Here is a 17,838-nt window from a genome sequence, read left to right as displayed (position 1 = left end):
ACTTTAGCCCCTTAAGATATTTTTTATATCATTTGCAGCGATAATCCCTGATACCGATGCTTGAATTATACCCCTAGTTATGCCGGCGCCATCACCGATACAGTAAAGGTTTTTGATGTTTACAGATCGCATATTGTTATCCACATTTATTCTAAGGGAATAAAACTTTGCTTCAACACCGTATAGAAGCGTATTGGGATCTGCCATCCCCGGCATTACCTTATCAAGCTGAATAATGGTTTCTTTCAAATTTGAAAGATACCTGTATGGTAAAACAAAAGATAGATCTCCCGGCATGGCTTCTTTCAGTGTGGGTTGAACAAAATTTTTTCTGATCCTACTTTCGGTAGACCTTCTACCTCTGATCAGATCACCAAACCTTTGAACTATAACGCTACCACCACTTAGCATATTTGCCAAATATGCGATGTACTGTCCATATTTTATCGGTTCTTTGAAGGGTTCTGTGAACTTTGTGGATACCAAAAGGGCAAAGTTGGTATTGCTACTTTTTCTGTTTTTGTAGGAATGACCGTTGACAGTGAGAAGATTGTTTTCATTTTTCTCTATGGTGATAAAACCCCCAGGGTTCACGCAAAAGGTCCTTACTTCATCCTCAAATTCAGAGGTATAGTATTTTATTTTAAACTCATATAGATAGTCGGTGAAATGGTCGGTGATGGAACGGGGGACTTCTACTCTGACTCCAATATCAACGGGGTTTATAAAAGATTCTATATGATACCTGTTTACTATCTCCTGCATCCAACTATTGCCACTTCTTCCAACAGCAAGAACAACGATATCGTAATATTTTTTAGTCCCGTCCTCCAATATCAGCCCTTTGATTTCCCCATTCTCTATTATTACATCTTTTACAGCACATTCGAAGTGTACATGTATATTTTTTGAATTGATTAGAAAGGTTTGGAGGTTTTTTACGGCTAATAAGCAGTTGTCAGTACCCAAATGTCTTATCTTTGCTGCATATAGCCTGAGGTTGTGTCTTGAACAAAGATACTCGAGGTCTTTGATCTTTTCATAATTTTGTGAGCTATCTATTTGCTGAACGTTTGATACATCTTTCCAGATATCATCGGCTTCTTTTATCAATTCTTCAAGATTATTTTCATCCAGAAAATCTGTTAACCATCCACCGAATTCTGTGGTAAGGGTTAATTTACCATCAGAAAAGGCACCTGCACCACCAAAACCTGACATTACCTCTTGTCTATTTCTGGTGGTGATATCCCTACCTTTTTCGTAAAGATCTACACTTATTCCGTTAAGATTTGCGAGCTTATATGCTGTAAAAATCCCAGCACTGCCAGCTCCTACGATAGCTACTTTAAACATGAGCACCTCTATATATCATAAAACGTTACTCTAAAGTCGTTGTTGTAAATTTTTAATATAGCATAAGAATTTTTAGTTTTCCACCTATTTTTAAATGTGCTACCGGGATTTAGAAGCCAAAGATTGTTCTCTTTTCTAAAGTAGGGTGAGTGGGTATGTCCAAAGATAACCATATTACAGTCATTAAAGTCGTACATGAGACCATTGTAGAGATTTGTATAGATATGACCATGGGTTATACCTATCCTCATCTGTCCAAGATCGATTCTTAAAGTGTGCTCAAGTACTCCGTAGGATGCGTCCATGTTGCCAGCTACTGCATAGAGCTTGGGGTTGAGTTTTTTCATCTCTTCATAGGTGTTTAATCCCACAATATCCCCCGCATGTATAACTGCATCGCATGATGGGAAGAGGGATATTAAAACTGGGGGCAATTTTTGTATTGAATCAACATGGGTATCTGATATAATAAGTACCTGCATACATCACCGGAGGTTTTTATGTATAAAGAGTCAACCATATATTACTTTGATAGAGCAGGTGTTGTCAATACAGAATTAACGATACAATTTGCATTAAAAAAAGCATTAAACAGTGGTATCAATACCATAGTTGTGCCTACAGAAACAGGCAGAAGTGCATTGATGCTAAAGGAGATGGCTGATCAGATGGGCTATAACGGGGAACTCGTTGCTGTAAGGTATCACACCGGTTTTAATGATTTGAATGAGCAGTTTATGGGTGAAGCTACTTATGAAAAACTGCTAAATCTGGGAATTAAGGTACATACTGGGACTCATCTTTTTTCGTCGATATCCCGTTCCTTTCGCTTGAAATGGGAAGGTCTTTACATGCCAGAGATAGTAGGTGAGACTTTGAAGATACTTGGTAATGGCTTTAAGACTGCTATTGAGGTAGCAGTTATGGCTGCAAACGGTGGCCTTATCAAGGATATCACCAGAGATATTGTATCTATAGGTGGAACTGTATCTGGCCTGGATACAGCGATAGTTTTAAGAGCCGCTTATCAAAATAACTTTTTGCAGTTTATTAGGATAAGGGAGATTATATGCCGCCCCAGGGACTACTGATACTACCTGATTTCCCTTTTAAGGACCTTTTTTTGACGTTTTACAACGATACAAAGATAGATTTTTATTTCGTAGGTGGTTTTGTAAGGGATATGCTATTAAATAGACCTATAAAGGATATTGATGTGGTAACTGAAAAAATGGATTACCTTGAGTTTTCCCGTTTACTGAATAGGTATATTAAAGGGACTGTCATTCATTTCAAGGATAATGTGAGAATCTCTGCAAAAGGGCATACCATCGATGTATCAAAACTAAGGGGTAAAAGTATCCATGAAGATCTATCCTATAGGGATTTTACCATCAATAACCTTGCTTATCATTTTGAACAGGGTTTAATTGGTGATTCTGAGGATCTTCGAAATGGTAAAATAAAAATGGTTTACGATCGGGTGTTTTTGGATGATCCTTTGAGGATATTAAGATGTTACAGGTTTGTTTCGGAATTTGGGTTTCATGTGGATGAAATGACAAGAAAAAAGCTCATTGAGCAGAAGGAGCTTTTAAAAACAGTACCCTCAGAAAGAATCAACAGGGAGTTGGTATATCTTTTTACTGGGGATTATGTGGGTATGGCATTTGAGCAGATGGTGGATGATGCTTTAATCCCTATTTTGTTTGAGTCCACATTGTCACTTATCTCCCTTTATGGTGGTAAATATCATATTGAGGATGTGTTTACCCACTCCGTATCAGTTGCAAAAGAGCTAATTCGCATCTTACCCTTTCATCTAAGTGTAGAAGATCGTCTTGTAATGATTCTTGCTGCCCTTTTGCATGATACAGGAAAAGGGGATGAAAGATACAGGCTTACACCGGGTAAGTTTTTAGGTCATGAAGAGATAAGTGCATATATCGTTGAAAAGGAACTCAAGAAGCTCTCTTTTTCCAATAAAATCATCAGGGATGTGTCAATACTGGTAAAAAGGCATGGAGATATAAGGAAATTCAGTAGCAACAACACAAAAGATATAACACTGTTAAGGTTTGCTTATGAAAACTATGAGTATCTGGATAAGATAATCTTACTTTCTATTGCCGATGCCAGATCTAAAAAAAGGGATGATGAATCGTTTTATTCAACCATCGAAAGAATCAAGCTGTTATCGTCGAGACTTGATTTTTCCAGAAAGAGCATAATCAATGGGGAGATACTTATTGAAATGGGTTTTCCTAAAGGGAAGAAGCTGGGGGTGGTACTCAAAGAGACCCAGTTTCGTCTGGTAGCTGGTCTGTTGGTTAGCTATGAGGAAGCCATTAAGTTTGTGAAAGGATATTGTATTTGATTGGGATAAGTACTTGAACTCTTTTTTTTAAATTCCTATTTTAGTTAGGAGGAATAAAATGGCAAAAACGATGTGTAAAATCTCCCCAAAGGATGATCTGGAAAAGTTTTTGGATGCGATAGAAGATCCAAAGTACTATTGTAAGTCGTGTGGAAGAGTGGCCAACAAGGAAAAGAAACTTTGCAAGCCTGAGCCGATCCCTTATAAAGAGCATAAGAAAAAAGGGGAATCGGAGGGATCTTAACTGTTTGAAGTTTTACTCTTTCTGACAAAAGCTACTATTCCTACCGGCAAAAGCCACCAGTAGCTTATTATGGAAAAGGGTGTCATTGCACTGTTTGTAATACCTTTGCATTCTAAGACCCCTTTTTCATTGAGACCTTTTTGGGCGGTTGTCTCCCCATAAGGTTGAATGCAGGCTGAAATCCCAGACTGGGAGCTTCTTATTATACTTCTACCACTTTCAATACTTCTCATTAGGCTGATAGCAAAGTGTTGGTAACGCCCCAGGGAATTACCAAACCAACTGTCATTTGTGGTTACTACCATTATTTCGGCACCATTTTTTATGTTTTTTAGCATCAGCTCATAAAACGCATCTTCATAGCATATTAGGTTACCTATTTTTGTGCCTTTTAGGTCAAAGAAAACTATCTTTTCACCATTTTTAAAATCGAAGTTATCTCCAAAAAAATAGCGTTGAATTGGTGCTGTAATAATCTTTAGGGGGAAGTATTCACCGAATGGGACAAGATGTATTTTATCGTATAAAGCTACGGTTTCGTCATTGAAAAAAAAGTTGCTATTGTACAGATCAGTTTTTCCATCTATTACGGAGTATCTTATATTGCCCAAAAGGATCGGTTTAGATTTGGATTGGGTGAGGAGATAGCTCCAGATATGTGGATCATTTTGGACAAAGAATGGAAAAGAGGATTCAGGTGATACTACTATATCCGATTTAGTTTTAATAGCCTGATCCAAGAGTGACAGTACTTCAATAGTAACATTCTCCCTTTGCTCCGGATCCCATTTTTTTAGATAGTTGTAAGATGGCTGAACGATGGAAAAATCTAAAGTGGCTGATTTCTTTATAGGTTTTGGTAAGAGGTATGTTAGGTGTGAAAGTGATATGATGATAATAAGAGCAAATAGATATCTTTTCCCTTTAAAAATAGTGTATGTAATGTAAATATTTATGAGTATCACCAAAAAACTAACACCTATCTCCCCCAACAAAAAAGCATTAAGAGCTAATGGTTTGTATCCTAATGCGTGTAGCCCCACATTCATCCAGGGGAACCCTGTAAATAGTTTACCCCTTACCAATTCTAACACAGCAAAAACTAAACTATTTTTTAGGGGGGATTCTACTTTTTTGAAAATATAAAAAAAGAGGATGTAATAAAGGGATATATATGTCGCCATTAAAAACCATAGTACAGCTCTTATCCAGAGATCTACATCTCCGAAATAGTTAACAGTCTCTGTGACCCAGAAAAAGTTATACAATGAATAGGTATAAGTAAAGAGTATAGTTAGTAGGAGCCATCTATTAGGTAGTAAAAGGATAGAGATCATAATGGGGACAAAGGCTATGAAGAGGAAGTAGGACTGATCATGCCCTGGAGCGCTAAGTGTAAGCAGAAGGGCTGATACAAGAGGTAAGATAAATATCGTTTTCGATTTTGTGATGGTAAATATATTCATACTGATTTTAGTTAACAGATTGCGCATGATATTTCAATATTTTTATTGATTTTTCCCTTTTAATATTTAATATAAAGTATGATTTACATAAATGAATAGGGGTGTTATATGGATGTTATTTGTGAAATAATTGAAGAATCTAAAGCAGCGCTGATAAAGATACCAAACCGTCTTGATGCCAGTAACTCAATGCCCTTCAAAGATAAGATGACAGAACTCGTGGATAAAGGTTATTATTTATTGCTTATAGATCTATCCCAGACGAATTTTATCGATTCCAGTGGTTTGGGAGCTCTTGTGGGTAAGATAAGTACCTGTAGAAAAAATGGTGGGGATGTTAGATTGATTGCTCCAACCCAAAGGGTTGTTGAAATACTGCAGATAACGAATCTGGACAAAGTGCTTAAGATTTATAAATCAAAAAATGATGCCCTCAAATAAAAAAAGAGGGCTTTTGGCCCTCTTATCTTAGTTTAAACCTGTTTATCATCGCCTGTAGGTCTGAGGCAAGTCTGGATAGCTGTTCAACAGCCTGAGCAGATTCCTTTGAAGCAATGGAGTTTTCTGAAGCTACTTTTGAGATGTTTTCCACACTTTGAGCCATCAATTCTGTTGCTTTGGACTGTTCATCTGTAGCTCTTGCTATCTGGGAAACCTCATAACTCACACTTTCTACGCTTGCTTTGATTTCATCAAGGGCTGCAGTTGCTTCTTCTGCCTTCTGTTTACCTTCTTCCACATGTTCTACACCCTCTTGCATGCTTGCTACAGCTCCGCCAGTATCTGCCTGTATGTTTTCGATCATTTCAGCGATCTCTTTAGTAGCTTTCACAGTTTTTTCTGCAAGCTTTCTTACTTCATCCGCCACGACTGCAAAGCCCCTACCATGTTCTCCTGCTCTGGCAGCCTCTATAGCTGCGTTAAGGGCAAGAAGGTTGGTTTGATCTGCTATATCATCGATGACTTGAATGATCTGACCGATCTGTTCACTTGATTCACCAAGCGTTCTGACTGTATTGGCAGAATGGGATACAGTTTCTGCGATCTTTTCCATCATCTTTTTGGTTTCTGAAACTATTGCGTGCCCTTTTATAACCTGCTCTTTTGCTATGTTGGCACTGTTTGCAACATTTGCAGCATTTTGAGCCACTTCTACAACTGTGGCATTCACTTCTTCAACAGCTGATGCTGTAGTAGATGCTTGCTCTGCTTGTTCTAAGGCTCCTGCAGCAATCATCTCTGCATTTGATGAGAGCTCAGCAGATGTGGAGGCGAGTTGATCGATGGAGTTGGCAACGATATCTAAAGATGATTTTATATCGTTAACCATTTTGTTTAGATCTTTTGCTAACATGCCGATTTCGTCGTTTGACTTCACCTCGAGAGATACTGTGAAATCTCCATTTGCCACACGATTAAGGGCCATTGAGACATCTTGTAGCGGTTTTATGATAAATCTTTGATTGAAATAGTAGATAAAAAGAGTAATTAGTATGATGATGATAATTAAAAATATAAAATCCCTGATGAGGTTTTTGTTGATAGTAGCCATGATCGGTTTAAGGGGGGTGAAGATTTCAAAAGCTCCATGGATCTCCCCTGCCCTCCAGTTTTCCATTTTAACGCCGGTGGGATCAAGCCCTTGATCATTGCCCCACAATTGCTTGGATGTGGCAGGATCTCCATGACACCATTCGCACTCTTTGGTTAGCCTTACTGCTTTGAAATATCTGATATATCCAGACTTTTCATCTATTTCATAATGCTCGGGCGTTGGACCACTACCAGTATCTTTTTTGGCAAGCATCTCAAGTATCTTTACTTCCAATTCATCTGGTGTGTTAATGGGATTTCGTGGCTGAATTTTTGGAGCTTTAAATTTTATCCCCATCTCTTCTGCTTTGGCCTGCATGATTTTCATAGAGCTGACAACGGGGACAACCAGCATAAATTTGTTTATATCCTTTTTGGCTGCTTCCATATTGTATATATCAGCCTCAAGTTTTTTACCCATAAATTCCCTTACACCTTCAGCAACTATTACAACAGATCTTGAATTATTGACTGCTGAGGTGATGGCGGTATCTTTTGCTACTTTGGAGCTAACAAAGAAAACAATACTAAAGAAAATAAGGAGAACAACAGCGATGATACCATTAATTTTCGTGCTAAGCTTCATTCTAACCTCCTAAAACTAACTAAGTATAATTATAGCCAGGAAAAAAAAATAATCAATATCATTATCGAACAAAATTTGTATATGTTTAGGGGAAAAAGGTGGTTGGGCCACCTTTTATTCAATGAGATTGCTGGATATGTCTATTTTTGCATCCTTTTTTAGTTTTGCCAAATAGCTGTTGTAGGCTTCGGTCTGTTTTAGGTTCAATAGATATTGGGAAATGGAAGCTTTCTGCTCTGTAAGTTTTTCGTCTGTTGCCGGGATAAAGTTTTTTACAAAGATAACATAAAAGTCGTTACCGTGTTGTAAAGGTTTTGACACCATACCTGGTGATTTCGTATTAAAGATCGCCTCAGTGATGGTACTGTTTATACCGATGGTAGGAATAGGGTCGATCTTTCGGAAAGGAGGAAGGTTTTGAATTTGAAGGTTGAGATACTTAGCTGCTTCTTCTATGTTTTGCTTTTTGACAGCTTCTTCGGATTTCTTTTTTGCTATATTGAATGCCTCCTGTTCTATAAAAGCCTTTTTTACATTTTCTTTGATCTTATCAAGTGGGGGAACTGTGGGGTTTATCTTATCAGCTATTTCAAAAATGTAATATTTGCCATTTATAGTGTAAATTGATGATAATTCGGACTTTTCCATTTTTAATAACTCAGATTTGATGTCAGCTGGTATAAAGGTGGTGTTGTCGGCTTCGGTTATGTAATCGGATTCCTTTACGTTTAGAGCATCTTTATTTTTCAGTGTATAGGCGGATATGTTACCGGCAGATTGTATCTCTTTGTATTTTGTCTGGACCTCTTGTCTATAGATTGTATTAAATCTTTCGCTTGAAAGCTCTTTCTTTATCTGTTCTTTGACATCTTCGTAGGTGAAGGTTTTGTTTGGGATGTACTTCTCATTTTTTATAATGTGATAGCCAAAAGGGGTTTTGACAGGTTTACTAATTTCACCTTCTTTGAGAGCAAAAAGAGCATCTTCAAACTCTTTTACCATCATCCCCCTTTTAACAAAACCGAGATCACCCCCATTGTTTTTTGAAATATCATCCGAGAATTCCCTTGCCAGGTCTTCAAATTTTGCACCGCTTTTAGCTTTTTTATATATGTCTTCTGCTTTTGAGAGGGCTTTTGATAATGAAGTGTTGTCCTGAAAGTTGTCTATTTTGATCAGTATATGCCTTGCTTTTATCTGTTCTGTTTGATTGTATTTGTCTTTGTTTTTTAGGTAATAGCTCTGGAGCTCTTGTTCCGAAAGGTTATCTGTGAATTTAACCATATTTGGTGAGAACTCCACGTACCTCACTTTGATCTTTGTAGGTTCTAAAAACTGATTTTTGTTATCGAGATAGAATTTTTCCAGCGATTTATCGTCTACTTTTACATCGTTTAAAAACTGGGATGGGGTTACTTTGATATAGGATATCTCTGCCGATTTATTGCGCATTCTATATTCTTTAAGTATCTCTGCATCATTTACGTAAACGGTAGTGGCAATAAAACTTTTCATCTTGGTAAGGAGAATGTTGACCCTTATCTCATTTTCAAAGGCTTCTGGGGTTAGACCGTTTAGTCTTAAAACCTCTAAATAACGATTTTTGTCAAATTGTCCATTTACAGAAAAGGCAGGGGTTTTTTTGATCTCCTCGAGGACTTCGGCATCGGTCACAGGTATCTTGAGTCTGTTTGCTTCATCTAAGAGCAGATATTTAGCTATCAATTCATCAGTGACCTGTTTGGATATTATCTTTGCATCTATGTTTGTTCCAAATATCTGTTTGTAGGTGTTGGATATACTTTCGTATGCGGATTTGTATTCATTAAAGCTGACTACATGGTTGTTTATCTTAATGGCATAGGTTTTTTGTCCACTTTTACCACCTACCCCCCAGACTAAAAAGATTGTACCGATGAAGGAAGCAATTACTATCCACAAAAAAATAGATAAAACCTTTTTCTGATTTCTGAAATGTCTTAACATATCTCCCTCTATATGAGTTTTGTCTTTTTTATTTTTAATAAAAGCCCGATAGGGTTGCTTCGGCACATGACTTGACTGCTACCGTTGCTTCCTTCCGGACCTGGCGGGGTTCACAGCCTTATCATTGCAAAGTCCCCATCGAGCTATTAATATCCACTAAAGCTTAGTGGACAAACGGAGAGGGCGGGATTTGAACCCGCGGTAGGGGATTACCCTACACACGCTCTCCAGGCGTGCTCCTTAAACCGGGCTCGGACACCTCTCCAAGTGAAAAACTATTATAACAATATTTCGGGATTTGTCTATATATTTTTAAGCAAGAGGCTATTTCTTATTTATTAAATAGTTTAGAATTTGGTTTTCCTTTCCATCATATTTCGCACCATACCTTTGCATCCTCTTTAACGTGTTTTTCCATTCATCTTTAGTTTTTTTCTTCTTCTCTATAAGTTCTAATCCGTGGCAGGTACTGCATTTCTGAACAAAAACATCGTAGTCGCTTTGGGAGGTTTTTGCAAAAGAAAATCCCGATATTATTATGGATGAAATCGTAATTAGGATAAATCTCATCTAATCCGCCTAATGCATGATATTGTATATCTTCATATTTGTCAAATACTAAAATAATACGTGTTGAATAATTTTAATTTTTGCAATATAGGTTAAAAATTATGAAAAAAAAGTCTATTTTAAATAGGATAATTGTTGTCTCAATTCTTTTTATAATCATTGTGGCTACGGTTGCCTATAATCTCCTTATTCCATCTATAAGGAGTAATGTCATAAAGACCACTGGTGAACTACGTCTTACTGAAGCAAAACTAGTAGCTAAAAATATAGAGAATTTTATTATAAGATCCCAACGGATACTGGCTGATGTAGCTATACATGTAGAAAACATTGATCCTAACCCAACAAAGCTTCAAGAGGTTCTTGATAGATATAAGACATTGTTGAATGTGTTTGATAACGGTCTTTTTGTTTTTGATGCATCTGGTAAGCTCTTAGCAGAGACCCCTTTTATAAGAAATGAGCGGATAGGCTTAGATTTCTCCTTCAGAGAGTATTACAGAAAAACCTTACAGACGAAAAAGCCTTATGTTTCAGAACCCTATGTTTCCACTAAGAGTGGGAAGTATGCTATTATGATAACAGTTCCGGTTATAGTAAAGGATGAGATTAAATATATCGTTGCTGGAGGGATAAACATACAGTCTCCTTCCAATCCGATAGGTGCTCTCCAGAATCATAAAATTGGTTACAATGGCTACTACTTTATATATAACAAAAACAGGTTTTTTATCTTTCATCCAGACAATGAGAGAATAGCCAAAAATGATGTGCCTGTAGGTGTGAATAGGCTATTTGATGCTGCGATAGAGGGTTTTGAGGGTGTTGGTGAGACTGTAAATTCCAGAGGGTTGCATTTCTTGTCCACTTTTGTCCATATAAAAGAGTTTGGATGGATCTTAGGGGGTAATTACCCCATTGAGGAAGCTCTCGTGCCTTATTACAAAACGAAAAACGAAATTTTAGCGCTTACAATAATCATAACTGTAGTTGTTATGATATGTAGTATAATAATTATTAAATATCTTAACAATCCTCTATTGAGTATTGCCAGTAGCATTTCCATGATAGATGTTGGTCTTGGCAAAATAAAAAGGTTCGAAATAGATGAAAAATATGACTATAAGGAGTTTAGCCTAATAAAAGATAAATTAAATGAACTAATAGATAATATTAAAAGCTCCCAGCAGAGACTTCTGGATATGGCTAAAAATGAAGCCATCAAGATCATAGCGGGTGGGATCTTCCATGATATTGGAAATTCGATCTTTTCTGCAAATGCAAGAGTATATATTCTTAAAAAAAGGTTTGCTGATAACTTTGAAGTTTCCAAACTAATAGACGAGATAGCGACATCCCTTAATAAGTCTGCGGATATTGCTAAGAAGATGTTAGAGCTTACCTCCTCTAAGGTGGCTGAGAAAAAGCTTGTTGACTTAAAGGAGATAGTTGAGTCCACATCGAAGGTGTGTAAAATAGATGGTACTTTTATCAGCTTTGATATCGATTGTGATGACAATTTGTGGTTAATATATGGTGATGAAATAAGCCTTTCCCAATCTATTCAAAATCTGCTTATCAATGCTCTTCAGGCTCAATATGGTATCTCTAATAATCCAATTAAGATAACCATAAGAAATATCGATAACACCAATGGCGGTTACAGCAATCTACCAAAGAAGAGATATGTGGAGATCACTGTAAAAGACTATGGGCATGGTATTGCAGAAGAGGATAAGGAGAGGATCTTCGATCTCTATTATAGTACCAAACCGGAAGGGACAGGGATCGGCCTTGCTCTTGTAAAAAAGGTGGTTTTGGAGCATGATGGATATATATTTGTTGAGAGCGAAAAAGGGGTGGGTACTACCTTTTATATCTATCTTCCCTATTATGCTGAAAAGACGTTAGAACAGATCAAAACAGACTTAAGAATATAAACTGAAAAAAAAGAATAAAAAACTTGATTTTTAATCAATAAATGAATAATATACATATAACTTAACCCATGGAGGTTTATAATGAGTAAAAAAATTTCAAGAAGACAGTTCATTAAGACTGCAGGTGTTGCAGCAGCTGCGGGGACTGCTCTTACTATAGGGGCCCCTGCAATTCATGCAAGTCAAAAATACCAGTGGAAGATGGTTACCACGTGGCCACCCAATTTCCCGGTTATGGGTGAAGGTGCAGTTATGCTTGCCAAATGGATTGAAACGATGTCTGAGGGTAGGATCAAGATCCATGTATATGGGGCTGGTGAGCTTGTACCAGCATTAGAGGCTTTCAATGCTGTTAGTGCTGGTACCGTTGAGATGGGGCATGGGGCATCCTATTATTGGGCTGGTAAATCACAAGCTGCTCAATTCTTTGCTGCAGTGCCATTTGGTATGAATGCTCAAGGGATGAATGCCTGGCTTTATGCTGGTGGTGGACAGCAGCTTTGGGATGAAGTATATGCAGCGTTTAACCTTAAACCATTCCCTGCAGGTAACACAGGTGTACAGATGGGTGGATGGTTTAGAAAGGAGATCAAGTCTGTAGCTGACATCAAGGGCCTTAAGATGAGGATACCTGGTCTTGGAGGCAAAGTTATCACTAAGTTAGGTGGATCAGCTATAAATGTGGCAGGTGGTGAAATCTATTCAAACCTTGAAAGAGGTGTTATAGATGCTACAGAGTGGGTTGGCCCATACCATGATTACCTGATGGGATTTTATAAGGTTGCCAAATTTTATTACTATCCAGGATGGCATGAGCCAGGAACGGTACTTGAAGCATTTATAAACAAAAAGGTTTACGACTCTCTACCAAAAGATCTGCAGGAGATTGTATACACAGCTATGTACAGATCTAATGCCTGGATGCTTGCTACTTTTGAAGCGAAAAACAATGAGTACCTGCAAAAGTTGATCAATGAGCACAAAGTAAATCTAAAGCCTTTCCCTAAAGATGTTTTACAGGAGTTTAAAAAGGCATCTGTGGAAGTTATCGAGGAGATTACATCAAAGGATCCAATATCTAAAAAAGTATTTAATAGTTTTAATGCTTTTAGTAAGAAAGTGGATGACTGGGCTAAGATATCTGAGATACCCTACTATACTAGCCTTATGTAAAAAAGCGGGGTTTATTCCCCGCTTTTTTTTAAAAAGCTTTTTATTTGGACAATACCTTTGGTAGCCACAGGGCTAAATCTGGATAGATAATCAAGATAGCAAGAGCAATTAACTGGAGTATGATAAAAGGGATAATCCCTCTATAAATGTGTGTTATTGTTATACCTTTTGGGGCAACACTTTGTAGATAAAACAGGGAGAAACCGAAAGGTGGTGTTAGGAAGCTGGTTTGAAAGTTGAGGCCTATAAGTACACCTATCCAGAGGAGATCCAACCCCATCTGCTGGAAAATAGGGCCGACAATTGGTAGGATTATAAAGGTGATCTCTATATAATCTATGAAAAAACCAGCTATAAAAATAATAATATTGACGAGTATTAAAAAGCCCATAGGGGACATATTAGTTTTTTCTATAAATTCTATGATTGCATTGTCACCACCCAATCCTCTAAAAACGAGTCCAAAAGCTGCAGCACCTATGAGCAAAATGAAAACCATGGCTGTCAAATTCATTGTATCATACATAACTGCCATTGCCTTTTTATAGTTTAACGATCTTTTGGCAAGGGCAAGTATCGTAGCACCAAAAGCACCAACAGCTGCTGATTCAGTGGGGGAAGCAATCCCAGCAAATATCGAACCTAAAACTGCCACTATCAGTGACATAGGTAACAAAAAGGCAAAGAAAACACGTCTAAGCATTTTATCTTTTTTAAAACGTGCCAGTTCTTCTTCAGGCATGGCAGGTACCTGATCACCTTTAAATATTGCAATTATAAAAATATATATTAGATATAATCCAACCAGTAAAAAGCCCGGTAAAAAAGCACCCAGATAAATATCCCCTATTGAAAGATTGAAAACACTGGCTATTAAAACGAGAGCGATACTTGGAGGTATTATCTGCCCCAATGTTCCTGCTGCACAGATGGTACCACAGGCAAGGGGTATGTTATAACCTCTTTTTACCATAGTAGGTAAACTTAACAGACCCATTGTGACCACAGTAGCTCCAACGATACCTGTTGCTGCTGCAAGCATAGCACCTACCACAATAACTGAAATGGCCATGCCACCTCTGATTTTACCAAAGAGCAAAGCCATCGTCTCGAGCATCTCTTCAGCTATACCAGATTTTTCGAGCATTACACCCATATAAACAAAAAGGGGTACTGCGACTAAAACAAAGTTTGTGATGCTACCCCATATCCTCAGTGGCATAAGATCGAAAAGGCTCGGTCCAAAACTTATTAGCCCATAAATCATCGATACACCGCCTAAAGTGAAAGAAACGGGGAAACCTATGAGCAAGCATCCAAACACCACCACAAATAAGAATAATGCACTCATCGTCTATCTCCTAATGATGTGTTTTTTCTTTGTAATAACTTGTGTCCCCCTGAAGGGTTAAAACTGCTTTAAGAAACATTGAGATCCCTTGATTTATGAGCAGTATAAAACCGAAGGGTATGAGAGCTTTTAAAATGTAACGAGCTGGAAGTCCGCCGGGATCAGGTGATCCTTCTCTAACCTGCCAGGATGACAAAACAAACTCTTTAGAGGTATAGATGATAAGTATGCTAAAGGGTATAAGAAGGATAAGGACACCTAATAAATCGATAATTGCTCTTTTTTTAGCAGAAAGCTTGCCATAGATAACATCTACTCGCACATGACCGTTTTGGCGTAGAGTATAGGCAGAACCAAAAAGTATAATGACGGCAAATATATGCCATTCCATCTCTTGGATCCAAATCTTACTGCTGCTTAAAAGGTAACGAGTAATAACATCATACATGATCACGAGCACAAGGACAGTGGTTAGCCAAGCACCGATATAACCAAAAAAACCGCTGATTTTGTCGGCTATCTTAATAATGGTCTTCATTTGTTGTTATCTACCTCCTGTTCATTTTATTGAAAAAAACGTTAGGGTCATGTTAAATTAAATTTAAAAGGATGTCAATAAAATATGTTGTATAATTAATAGAAAGTTTTGGATATTGTATAAAGGGGTGTGGTGAAAGGCTTTACTTTGAACTTAGCTCCTCAAGAGTTCTTAATATTTCTGGCAAAAGTTGTTTCTTTCGTGAAAGTACACCGGGTAGATCGAAGGAGTTATCGTCTATCTTTCTATATTTGATGATCTTTTCGATGGGTTTGAATCCTGTGCATAAAAGGATACTATTTTCTGTAATGATATCAGTTACAAGGAGCATGGCAAAATGTAAGTTGTTTTTATTTTTGATATTTTGAAGTTCCGAGATTAAGTCTGACTTAACTTCTTTTAGCTCGTCGATGTTCACTAACTCCACTTGACCCACACCAAAATTTATACCAAACTCTGTATATGTCTTGAAATCGGTATTTATGATATCTGATGGTGTTCTATTTTTTAAACTATCCGTTGAAGAAAAGATCTCTTTCCCAAACTCGACGAAATCGAATCCACCAATGGATGAGAGTTCTTCTAATGCAATTTTATCCTCATCAGTTGTTGTGGGAGATTTAAGTATTATAGTATCAGCAAGGATACCTGATGCGAGTAGATAGGCGATATTTTTGGGGATCTGGACATTGTTCAATTTAAACTGTTGATATACAAGGGTACAGGTGCTACCAACAGGTTTTGCATAAAACATAACGGGCTTTTTGGTCTTTATCGTTCCTAATCTGTGGTGGTCCACTATCTCTAATATCTCAGCGGATTCTGCACCATCAATAGCTTGGTTAAGTTCGTTATGATCCATGAGTATTATTTTGTTTTCTGGTTTTTTAATGATATCCGAACGGGTTATTATTCCAATGAGAAAACCATCATCATCTACTACTGGTAAACCCCTTCTGTTTTCTTTGAGCATGAGTTCTTTTGCTGTTTCTATATAGTCTTCTGGGCGAATTGTGTTTGTTTCCCCCATGATGGACTTGCAAGGAACGGAGAGGGTGAGTCTCCTAACAGATTCTGCAGTGTCTAAGTTCGAGATATATATACTGCCACCATACCTAGAAAAATCTATATCAAAATCTTTTTCGTTTTCTAAACCTGTTACAATGATTGCAGGGGTACCTTTTTCCATAGCATAGGTTATGATGTCCCTGCGTTTGCCAACAACTAACACTACGTTTTTAGCACCTAATGAATCGAGCCTTTTAACAAACCTTTCATAAGGCATTGCACCTATCATGATTGTTGCTTTAAGTTCATCTATATTTGACCTTTTTAGGAAATAACCGGAGATTGCCTTTGGAAAATTGTCGAGTCTAAAGGTGTAATAGGGCCTTTCTCCATCCTCATTTTGCATAAAAAAAGCGGCGATTTCGAAAACACTGGCTATTCCGAGATACCTGTTGTTATCGTCCACTATCGGTGTTAGCCTTATACCAAGCTCTTTTATATTTCTCATGATATTTGATAATGGATCGTTGTAGTTGTTGGCGAAGACATGTTTAGTCATTACATCATAAACTTTTGGGTAGATATCTTTTAGAAAGATCGGGGGTTCAATGTTAAACTTTGAGAATATATATTTGGTTTGATTGTTGAGGTTTCCGCATCTTGCTGGTATGTAGTTGAACTTTGGATCTATTTTATTTTTCAGATAGGCGTAACAGTATGCAGAGCAGATGGAGTCTGTGTCTGGATTTTTATGACCTACTATATAAACTTTTTCCATAGATGCCCCCATATTTTTTTAGAATGTATGAAATTTTTATTATATTTTCAACAAAAAATTGATTTCTGTGCTATAATTAATTAAAGGGGGTGTAATGTTACATATCTCAGAAAAAGATGGCTATACCATCGCCAGAATCGATCTAAAGCGTATAGATGTCAGTAATGTGAATGAGCTAAATGAAGAGCTGAATAAACTTAAAATGGATAAAGATATTTTGTTGGATATGTCTGGGCTACAGTTTATTGATAGCTCTGGGTTAGGTATAATAGTGGGATATTACAAAAAATTTAAAAAATCGAACAGAGTTTTTGGGCTGATGGGTGTAAACGACAGAGTAGCTGGGATCTTACAGATTGTTGGGCTTTTAGGGATTGTAAAAATTTTTAAGTCTGAAGAGGATTACAAGAGGTTTAGGGATGAGTCAAACAATCAAGCTTGAGCTTACACTGCCGAGCAATATAAAGCTACTACCACTCATAGGTGATCTGGTGGAAACCTTCATCAGTGGAGCAAAAAGTGAGTTGAGCAATGGGGATTTTGAGGATCTATCTTTCAAGCTCAATCTGGCGGTCACTGAAGCGATTGCTAATGCCATCAAGCATGGCAATAGGGAGAAAGAGGAACTGCCTGTGAAGCTTTTGATTGAGATCGGCAAGGATGAATTGAAGATAGAGGTGACTGATTTCGGTGAAGGATTCAATTTCGAACGGACTAAGGTGGATATTGAAGATATCGAAGAGACACAGGATTCTGGGCGTGGGCTTTATATAATCAAAAAGATAGTGGATGAAGTCTCCTATAGCTATGAAAATGGTGAGTACAAGTTTTACATGACAAAAAAATTATCCAGTAGGACAAAAGGGGGTTAA

General features: G+C 37.4%; 17 protein-coding genes, 1 tRNA gene and 1 other RNA gene. 8 read left to right on the top strand and 11 right to left on the bottom strand.

Annotated features, from left to right (window positions below; genetic code table 11):
* Positions 1 to 3 precede the first annotated feature (3 nt).
* Both N3C60_06670 and N3C60_06665 read right to left on the bottom strand, forming a co-directional pair.
* The gene (locus N3C60_06670) at positions 4 to 1,356 is read right to left on the bottom strand and encodes an NAD(P)-binding protein (GenBank protein MCX8084582.1); all 1,353 of its coding nucleotides are present in this window, start codon (positions 1,354 to 1,356) and stop codon (positions 4 to 6) included.
* A gap of 8 nt (positions 1,357 to 1,364) precedes the next feature.
* Positions 1,365 to 1,838 carry a YfcE family phosphodiesterase gene (locus N3C60_06665; GenBank protein ID MCX8084581.1) on the bottom strand — a complete coding sequence of 158 codons (474 nt, stop codon included), beginning with the start codon at positions 1,836 to 1,838 and terminating at the stop codon, positions 1,365 to 1,367.
* A gap of 18 nt (positions 1,839 to 1,856) precedes the next feature.
* Between N3C60_06665 and N3C60_06660 the strand changes: the two genes are divergently transcribed.
* From N3C60_06660 to N3C60_06650, 3 genes are read left to right on the top strand one after another with little or no spacing between them, the layout of a single operon-like run.
* The gene (locus N3C60_06660; protein ID MCX8084580.1) at positions 1,857 to 2,447 is read left to right on the top strand and encodes a hypothetical protein; all 591 of its coding nucleotides are present in this window, start codon (positions 1,857 to 1,859) and stop codon (positions 2,445 to 2,447) included.
* Entirely contained in the window at positions 2,426 to 3,733 is a 1,308-nt protein-coding gene (locus N3C60_06655) for an HD domain-containing protein (protein ID MCX8084579.1), read from the top strand. Before N3C60_06660 ends, N3C60_06655 begins: the two co-directional genes overlap by 22 nt.
* Before the next feature lie 58 nt (positions 3,734 to 3,791).
* Positions 3,792 to 3,977 carry a hypothetical protein gene (locus tag N3C60_06650; GenBank protein MCX8084578.1) on the top strand — a complete coding sequence of 62 codons (186 nt, stop codon included), beginning with the start codon at positions 3,792 to 3,794 and terminating at the stop codon, positions 3,975 to 3,977.
* On the opposite strand, the gene lnt is transcribed toward N3C60_06650, so the two are convergent.
* Positions 3,974 to 5,443 (bottom strand): apolipoprotein N-acyltransferase, encoded by a 1,470-nt coding sequence (lnt, locus tag N3C60_06645; GenBank protein ID MCX8084577.1) that lies wholly within the window; start codon positions 5,441 to 5,443, stop codon positions 3,974 to 3,976. The two genes, N3C60_06650 and lnt, sit on opposite strands and share 4 nt — an antisense overlap.
* Positions 5,444 to 5,551: 108 nt before the next feature.
* Here lnt and N3C60_06640 point away from each other — a divergent pair, with 108 nt between their 5' ends.
* Entirely contained in the window at positions 5,552 to 5,884 is a 333-nt protein-coding gene (locus tag N3C60_06640) for an STAS domain-containing protein (GenBank protein ID MCX8084576.1), read from the top strand.
* 22 nt (positions 5,885 to 5,906) lie between these two features.
* On the opposite strand, the gene N3C60_06635 is transcribed toward N3C60_06640, so the two are convergent.
* From N3C60_06635 to N3C60_06615, 5 genes are all read right to left on the bottom strand, one after another.
* Positions 5,907 to 7,622, bottom strand: a complete 1,716-nt coding sequence (locus N3C60_06635; GenBank protein ID MCX8084575.1) for a methyl-accepting chemotaxis protein — start codon at positions 7,620 to 7,622, stop codon at positions 5,907 to 5,909.
* A 114-nt stretch (positions 7,623 to 7,736) separates the two neighbouring features.
* Complete coding sequence (locus tag N3C60_06630) at positions 7,737 to 9,608, bottom strand: SurA N-terminal domain-containing protein (GenBank protein MCX8084574.1); 1,872 nt, start codon at positions 9,606 to 9,608, stop codon at positions 7,737 to 7,739.
* Between the two features lie 43 nt (positions 9,609 to 9,651).
* Positions 9,652 to 9,749, bottom strand: an RNA gene (gene ffs, locus N3C60_06625) — signal recognition particle sRNA small type.
* 34 nt (positions 9,750 to 9,783) lie between these two features.
* A tRNA-Ser gene (locus N3C60_06620) sits at positions 9,784 to 9,873 on the bottom strand.
* Between the two features lie 59 nt (positions 9,874 to 9,932).
* Positions 9,933 to 10,178 carry a hypothetical protein gene (locus N3C60_06615; protein MCX8084573.1) on the bottom strand — a complete coding sequence of 82 codons (246 nt, stop codon included), beginning with the start codon at positions 10,176 to 10,178 and terminating at the stop codon, positions 9,933 to 9,935.
* Positions 10,179 to 10,279: 101 nt separating this feature from the next.
* Here N3C60_06615 and N3C60_06610 point away from each other — a divergent pair, with 101 nt between their 5' ends.
* Positions 10,280 to 12,118 carry an ATP-binding protein gene (locus N3C60_06610; GenBank protein ID MCX8084572.1) on the top strand — a complete coding sequence of 613 codons (1,839 nt, stop codon included), beginning with the start codon at positions 10,280 to 10,282 and terminating at the stop codon, positions 12,116 to 12,118.
* Positions 12,119 to 12,199: 81 nt separating this feature from the next.
* Positions 12,200 to 13,291 carry a TRAP transporter substrate-binding protein gene (locus N3C60_06605; protein MCX8084571.1) on the top strand — a complete coding sequence of 364 codons (1,092 nt, stop codon included), beginning with the start codon at positions 12,200 to 12,202 and terminating at the stop codon, positions 13,289 to 13,291.
* 40 nt (positions 13,292 to 13,331) lie between these two features.
* On the opposite strand, the gene N3C60_06600 is transcribed toward N3C60_06605, so the two are convergent.
* From N3C60_06600 to N3C60_06590, 3 genes are all read right to left on the bottom strand, one after another.
* Positions 13,332 to 14,642, bottom strand: a complete 1,311-nt coding sequence (locus tag N3C60_06600) for a TRAP transporter large permease subunit (protein MCX8084570.1) — start codon at positions 14,640 to 14,642, stop codon at positions 13,332 to 13,334.
* A gap of 10 nt (positions 14,643 to 14,652) precedes the next feature.
* Positions 14,653 to 15,180 carry a TRAP transporter small permease subunit gene (locus N3C60_06595; protein ID MCX8084569.1) on the bottom strand — a complete coding sequence of 176 codons (528 nt, stop codon included), beginning with the start codon at positions 15,178 to 15,180 and terminating at the stop codon, positions 14,653 to 14,655.
* A gap of 142 nt (positions 15,181 to 15,322) precedes the next feature.
* Entirely contained in the window at positions 15,323 to 16,966 is a 1,644-nt protein-coding gene (locus tag N3C60_06590) for a putative manganese-dependent inorganic diphosphatase (protein MCX8084568.1), read from the bottom strand.
* 94 nt (positions 16,967 to 17,060) lie between these two features.
* Here N3C60_06590 and N3C60_06585 point away from each other — a divergent pair, with 94 nt between their 5' ends.
* Positions 17,061 to 17,408 carry an STAS domain-containing protein gene (locus N3C60_06585; GenBank protein ID MCX8084567.1) on the top strand — a complete coding sequence of 116 codons (348 nt, stop codon included), beginning with the start codon at positions 17,061 to 17,063 and terminating at the stop codon, positions 17,406 to 17,408.
* On the top strand, positions 17,386 to 17,838 hold the full coding sequence (locus N3C60_06580; protein MCX8084566.1) for an ATP-binding protein: 453 nt from the start codon (positions 17,386 to 17,388) through the stop codon (positions 17,836 to 17,838). Before N3C60_06585 ends, N3C60_06580 begins: the two co-directional genes overlap by 23 nt.

Origin of the sequence: Calditerrivibrio sp., from assembly GCA_026415135.1 — a bacterium.
Lineage (GTDB): Bacteria > Chrysiogenota > Deferribacteres > Deferribacterales > Calditerrivibrionaceae > Calditerrivibrio.
This window is presented reverse-complemented; position numbering and strand designations above follow the sequence as displayed.

Bases quoted from the DNA above. Each gene is read 5' to 3' on its own strand.
- N3C60_06650 (MCX8084578.1), top strand. From the start codon at position 3,792: ATGGCAAAAACGATGTGTAAAATCTCCCCAAAGGATGATCTGGAAAAG.
- N3C60_06595 (MCX8084569.1), bottom strand. From the start codon at position 15,180: ATGAAGACCATTATTAAGATAGCCGACAAAATCAGCGGTTTTTTTGGT.
- N3C60_06660 (MCX8084580.1), top strand. From the start codon at position 1,857: ATGTATAAAGAGTCAACCATATATTACTTTGATAGAGCAGGTGTTGTC.
- N3C60_06600 (MCX8084570.1), bottom strand. From the start codon at position 14,642: ATGAGTGCATTATTCTTATTTGTGGTGGTGTTTGGATGCTTGCTCATA.
- N3C60_06610 (MCX8084572.1), top strand. From the start codon at position 10,280: ATGAAAAAAAAGTCTATTTTAAATAGGATAATTGTTGTCTCAATTCTT.
- N3C60_06580 (MCX8084566.1), top strand. From the start codon at position 17,386: ATGAGTCAAACAATCAAGCTTGAGCTTACACTGCCGAGCAATATAAAG.
- N3C60_06655 (MCX8084579.1), top strand. From the start codon at position 2,426: ATGCCGCCCCAGGGACTACTGATACTACCTGATTTCCCTTTTAAGGAC.
- N3C60_06640 (MCX8084576.1), top strand. From the start codon at position 5,552: ATGGATGTTATTTGTGAAATAATTGAAGAATCTAAAGCAGCGCTGATA.
- N3C60_06590 (MCX8084568.1), bottom strand. From the start codon at position 16,966: ATGGAAAAAGTTTATATAGTAGGTCATAAAAATCCAGACACAGACTCC.
- lnt (MCX8084577.1), bottom strand. From the start codon at position 5,443: ATGAATATATTTACCATCACAAAATCGAAAACGATATTTATCTTACCT.
- N3C60_06630 (MCX8084574.1), bottom strand. From the start codon at position 9,608: ATGTTAAGACATTTCAGAAATCAGAAAAAGGTTTTATCTATTTTTTTG.
- N3C60_06585 (MCX8084567.1), top strand. From the start codon at position 17,061: ATGTTACATATCTCAGAAAAAGATGGCTATACCATCGCCAGAATCGAT.
- N3C60_06615 (MCX8084573.1), bottom strand. From the start codon at position 10,178: ATGAGATTTATCCTAATTACGATTTCATCCATAATAATATCGGGATTT.
- N3C60_06605 (MCX8084571.1), top strand. From the start codon at position 12,200: ATGAGTAAAAAAATTTCAAGAAGACAGTTCATTAAGACTGCAGGTGTT.
- N3C60_06670 (MCX8084582.1), bottom strand. From the start codon at position 1,356: ATGTTTAAAGTAGCTATCGTAGGAGCTGGCAGTGCTGGGATTTTTACA.
- N3C60_06635 (MCX8084575.1), bottom strand. From the start codon at position 7,622: ATGAAGCTTAGCACGAAAATTAATGGTATCATCGCTGTTGTTCTCCTT.
- N3C60_06665 (MCX8084581.1), bottom strand. From the start codon at position 1,838: ATGCAGGTACTTATTATATCAGATACCCATGTTGATTCAATACAAAAA.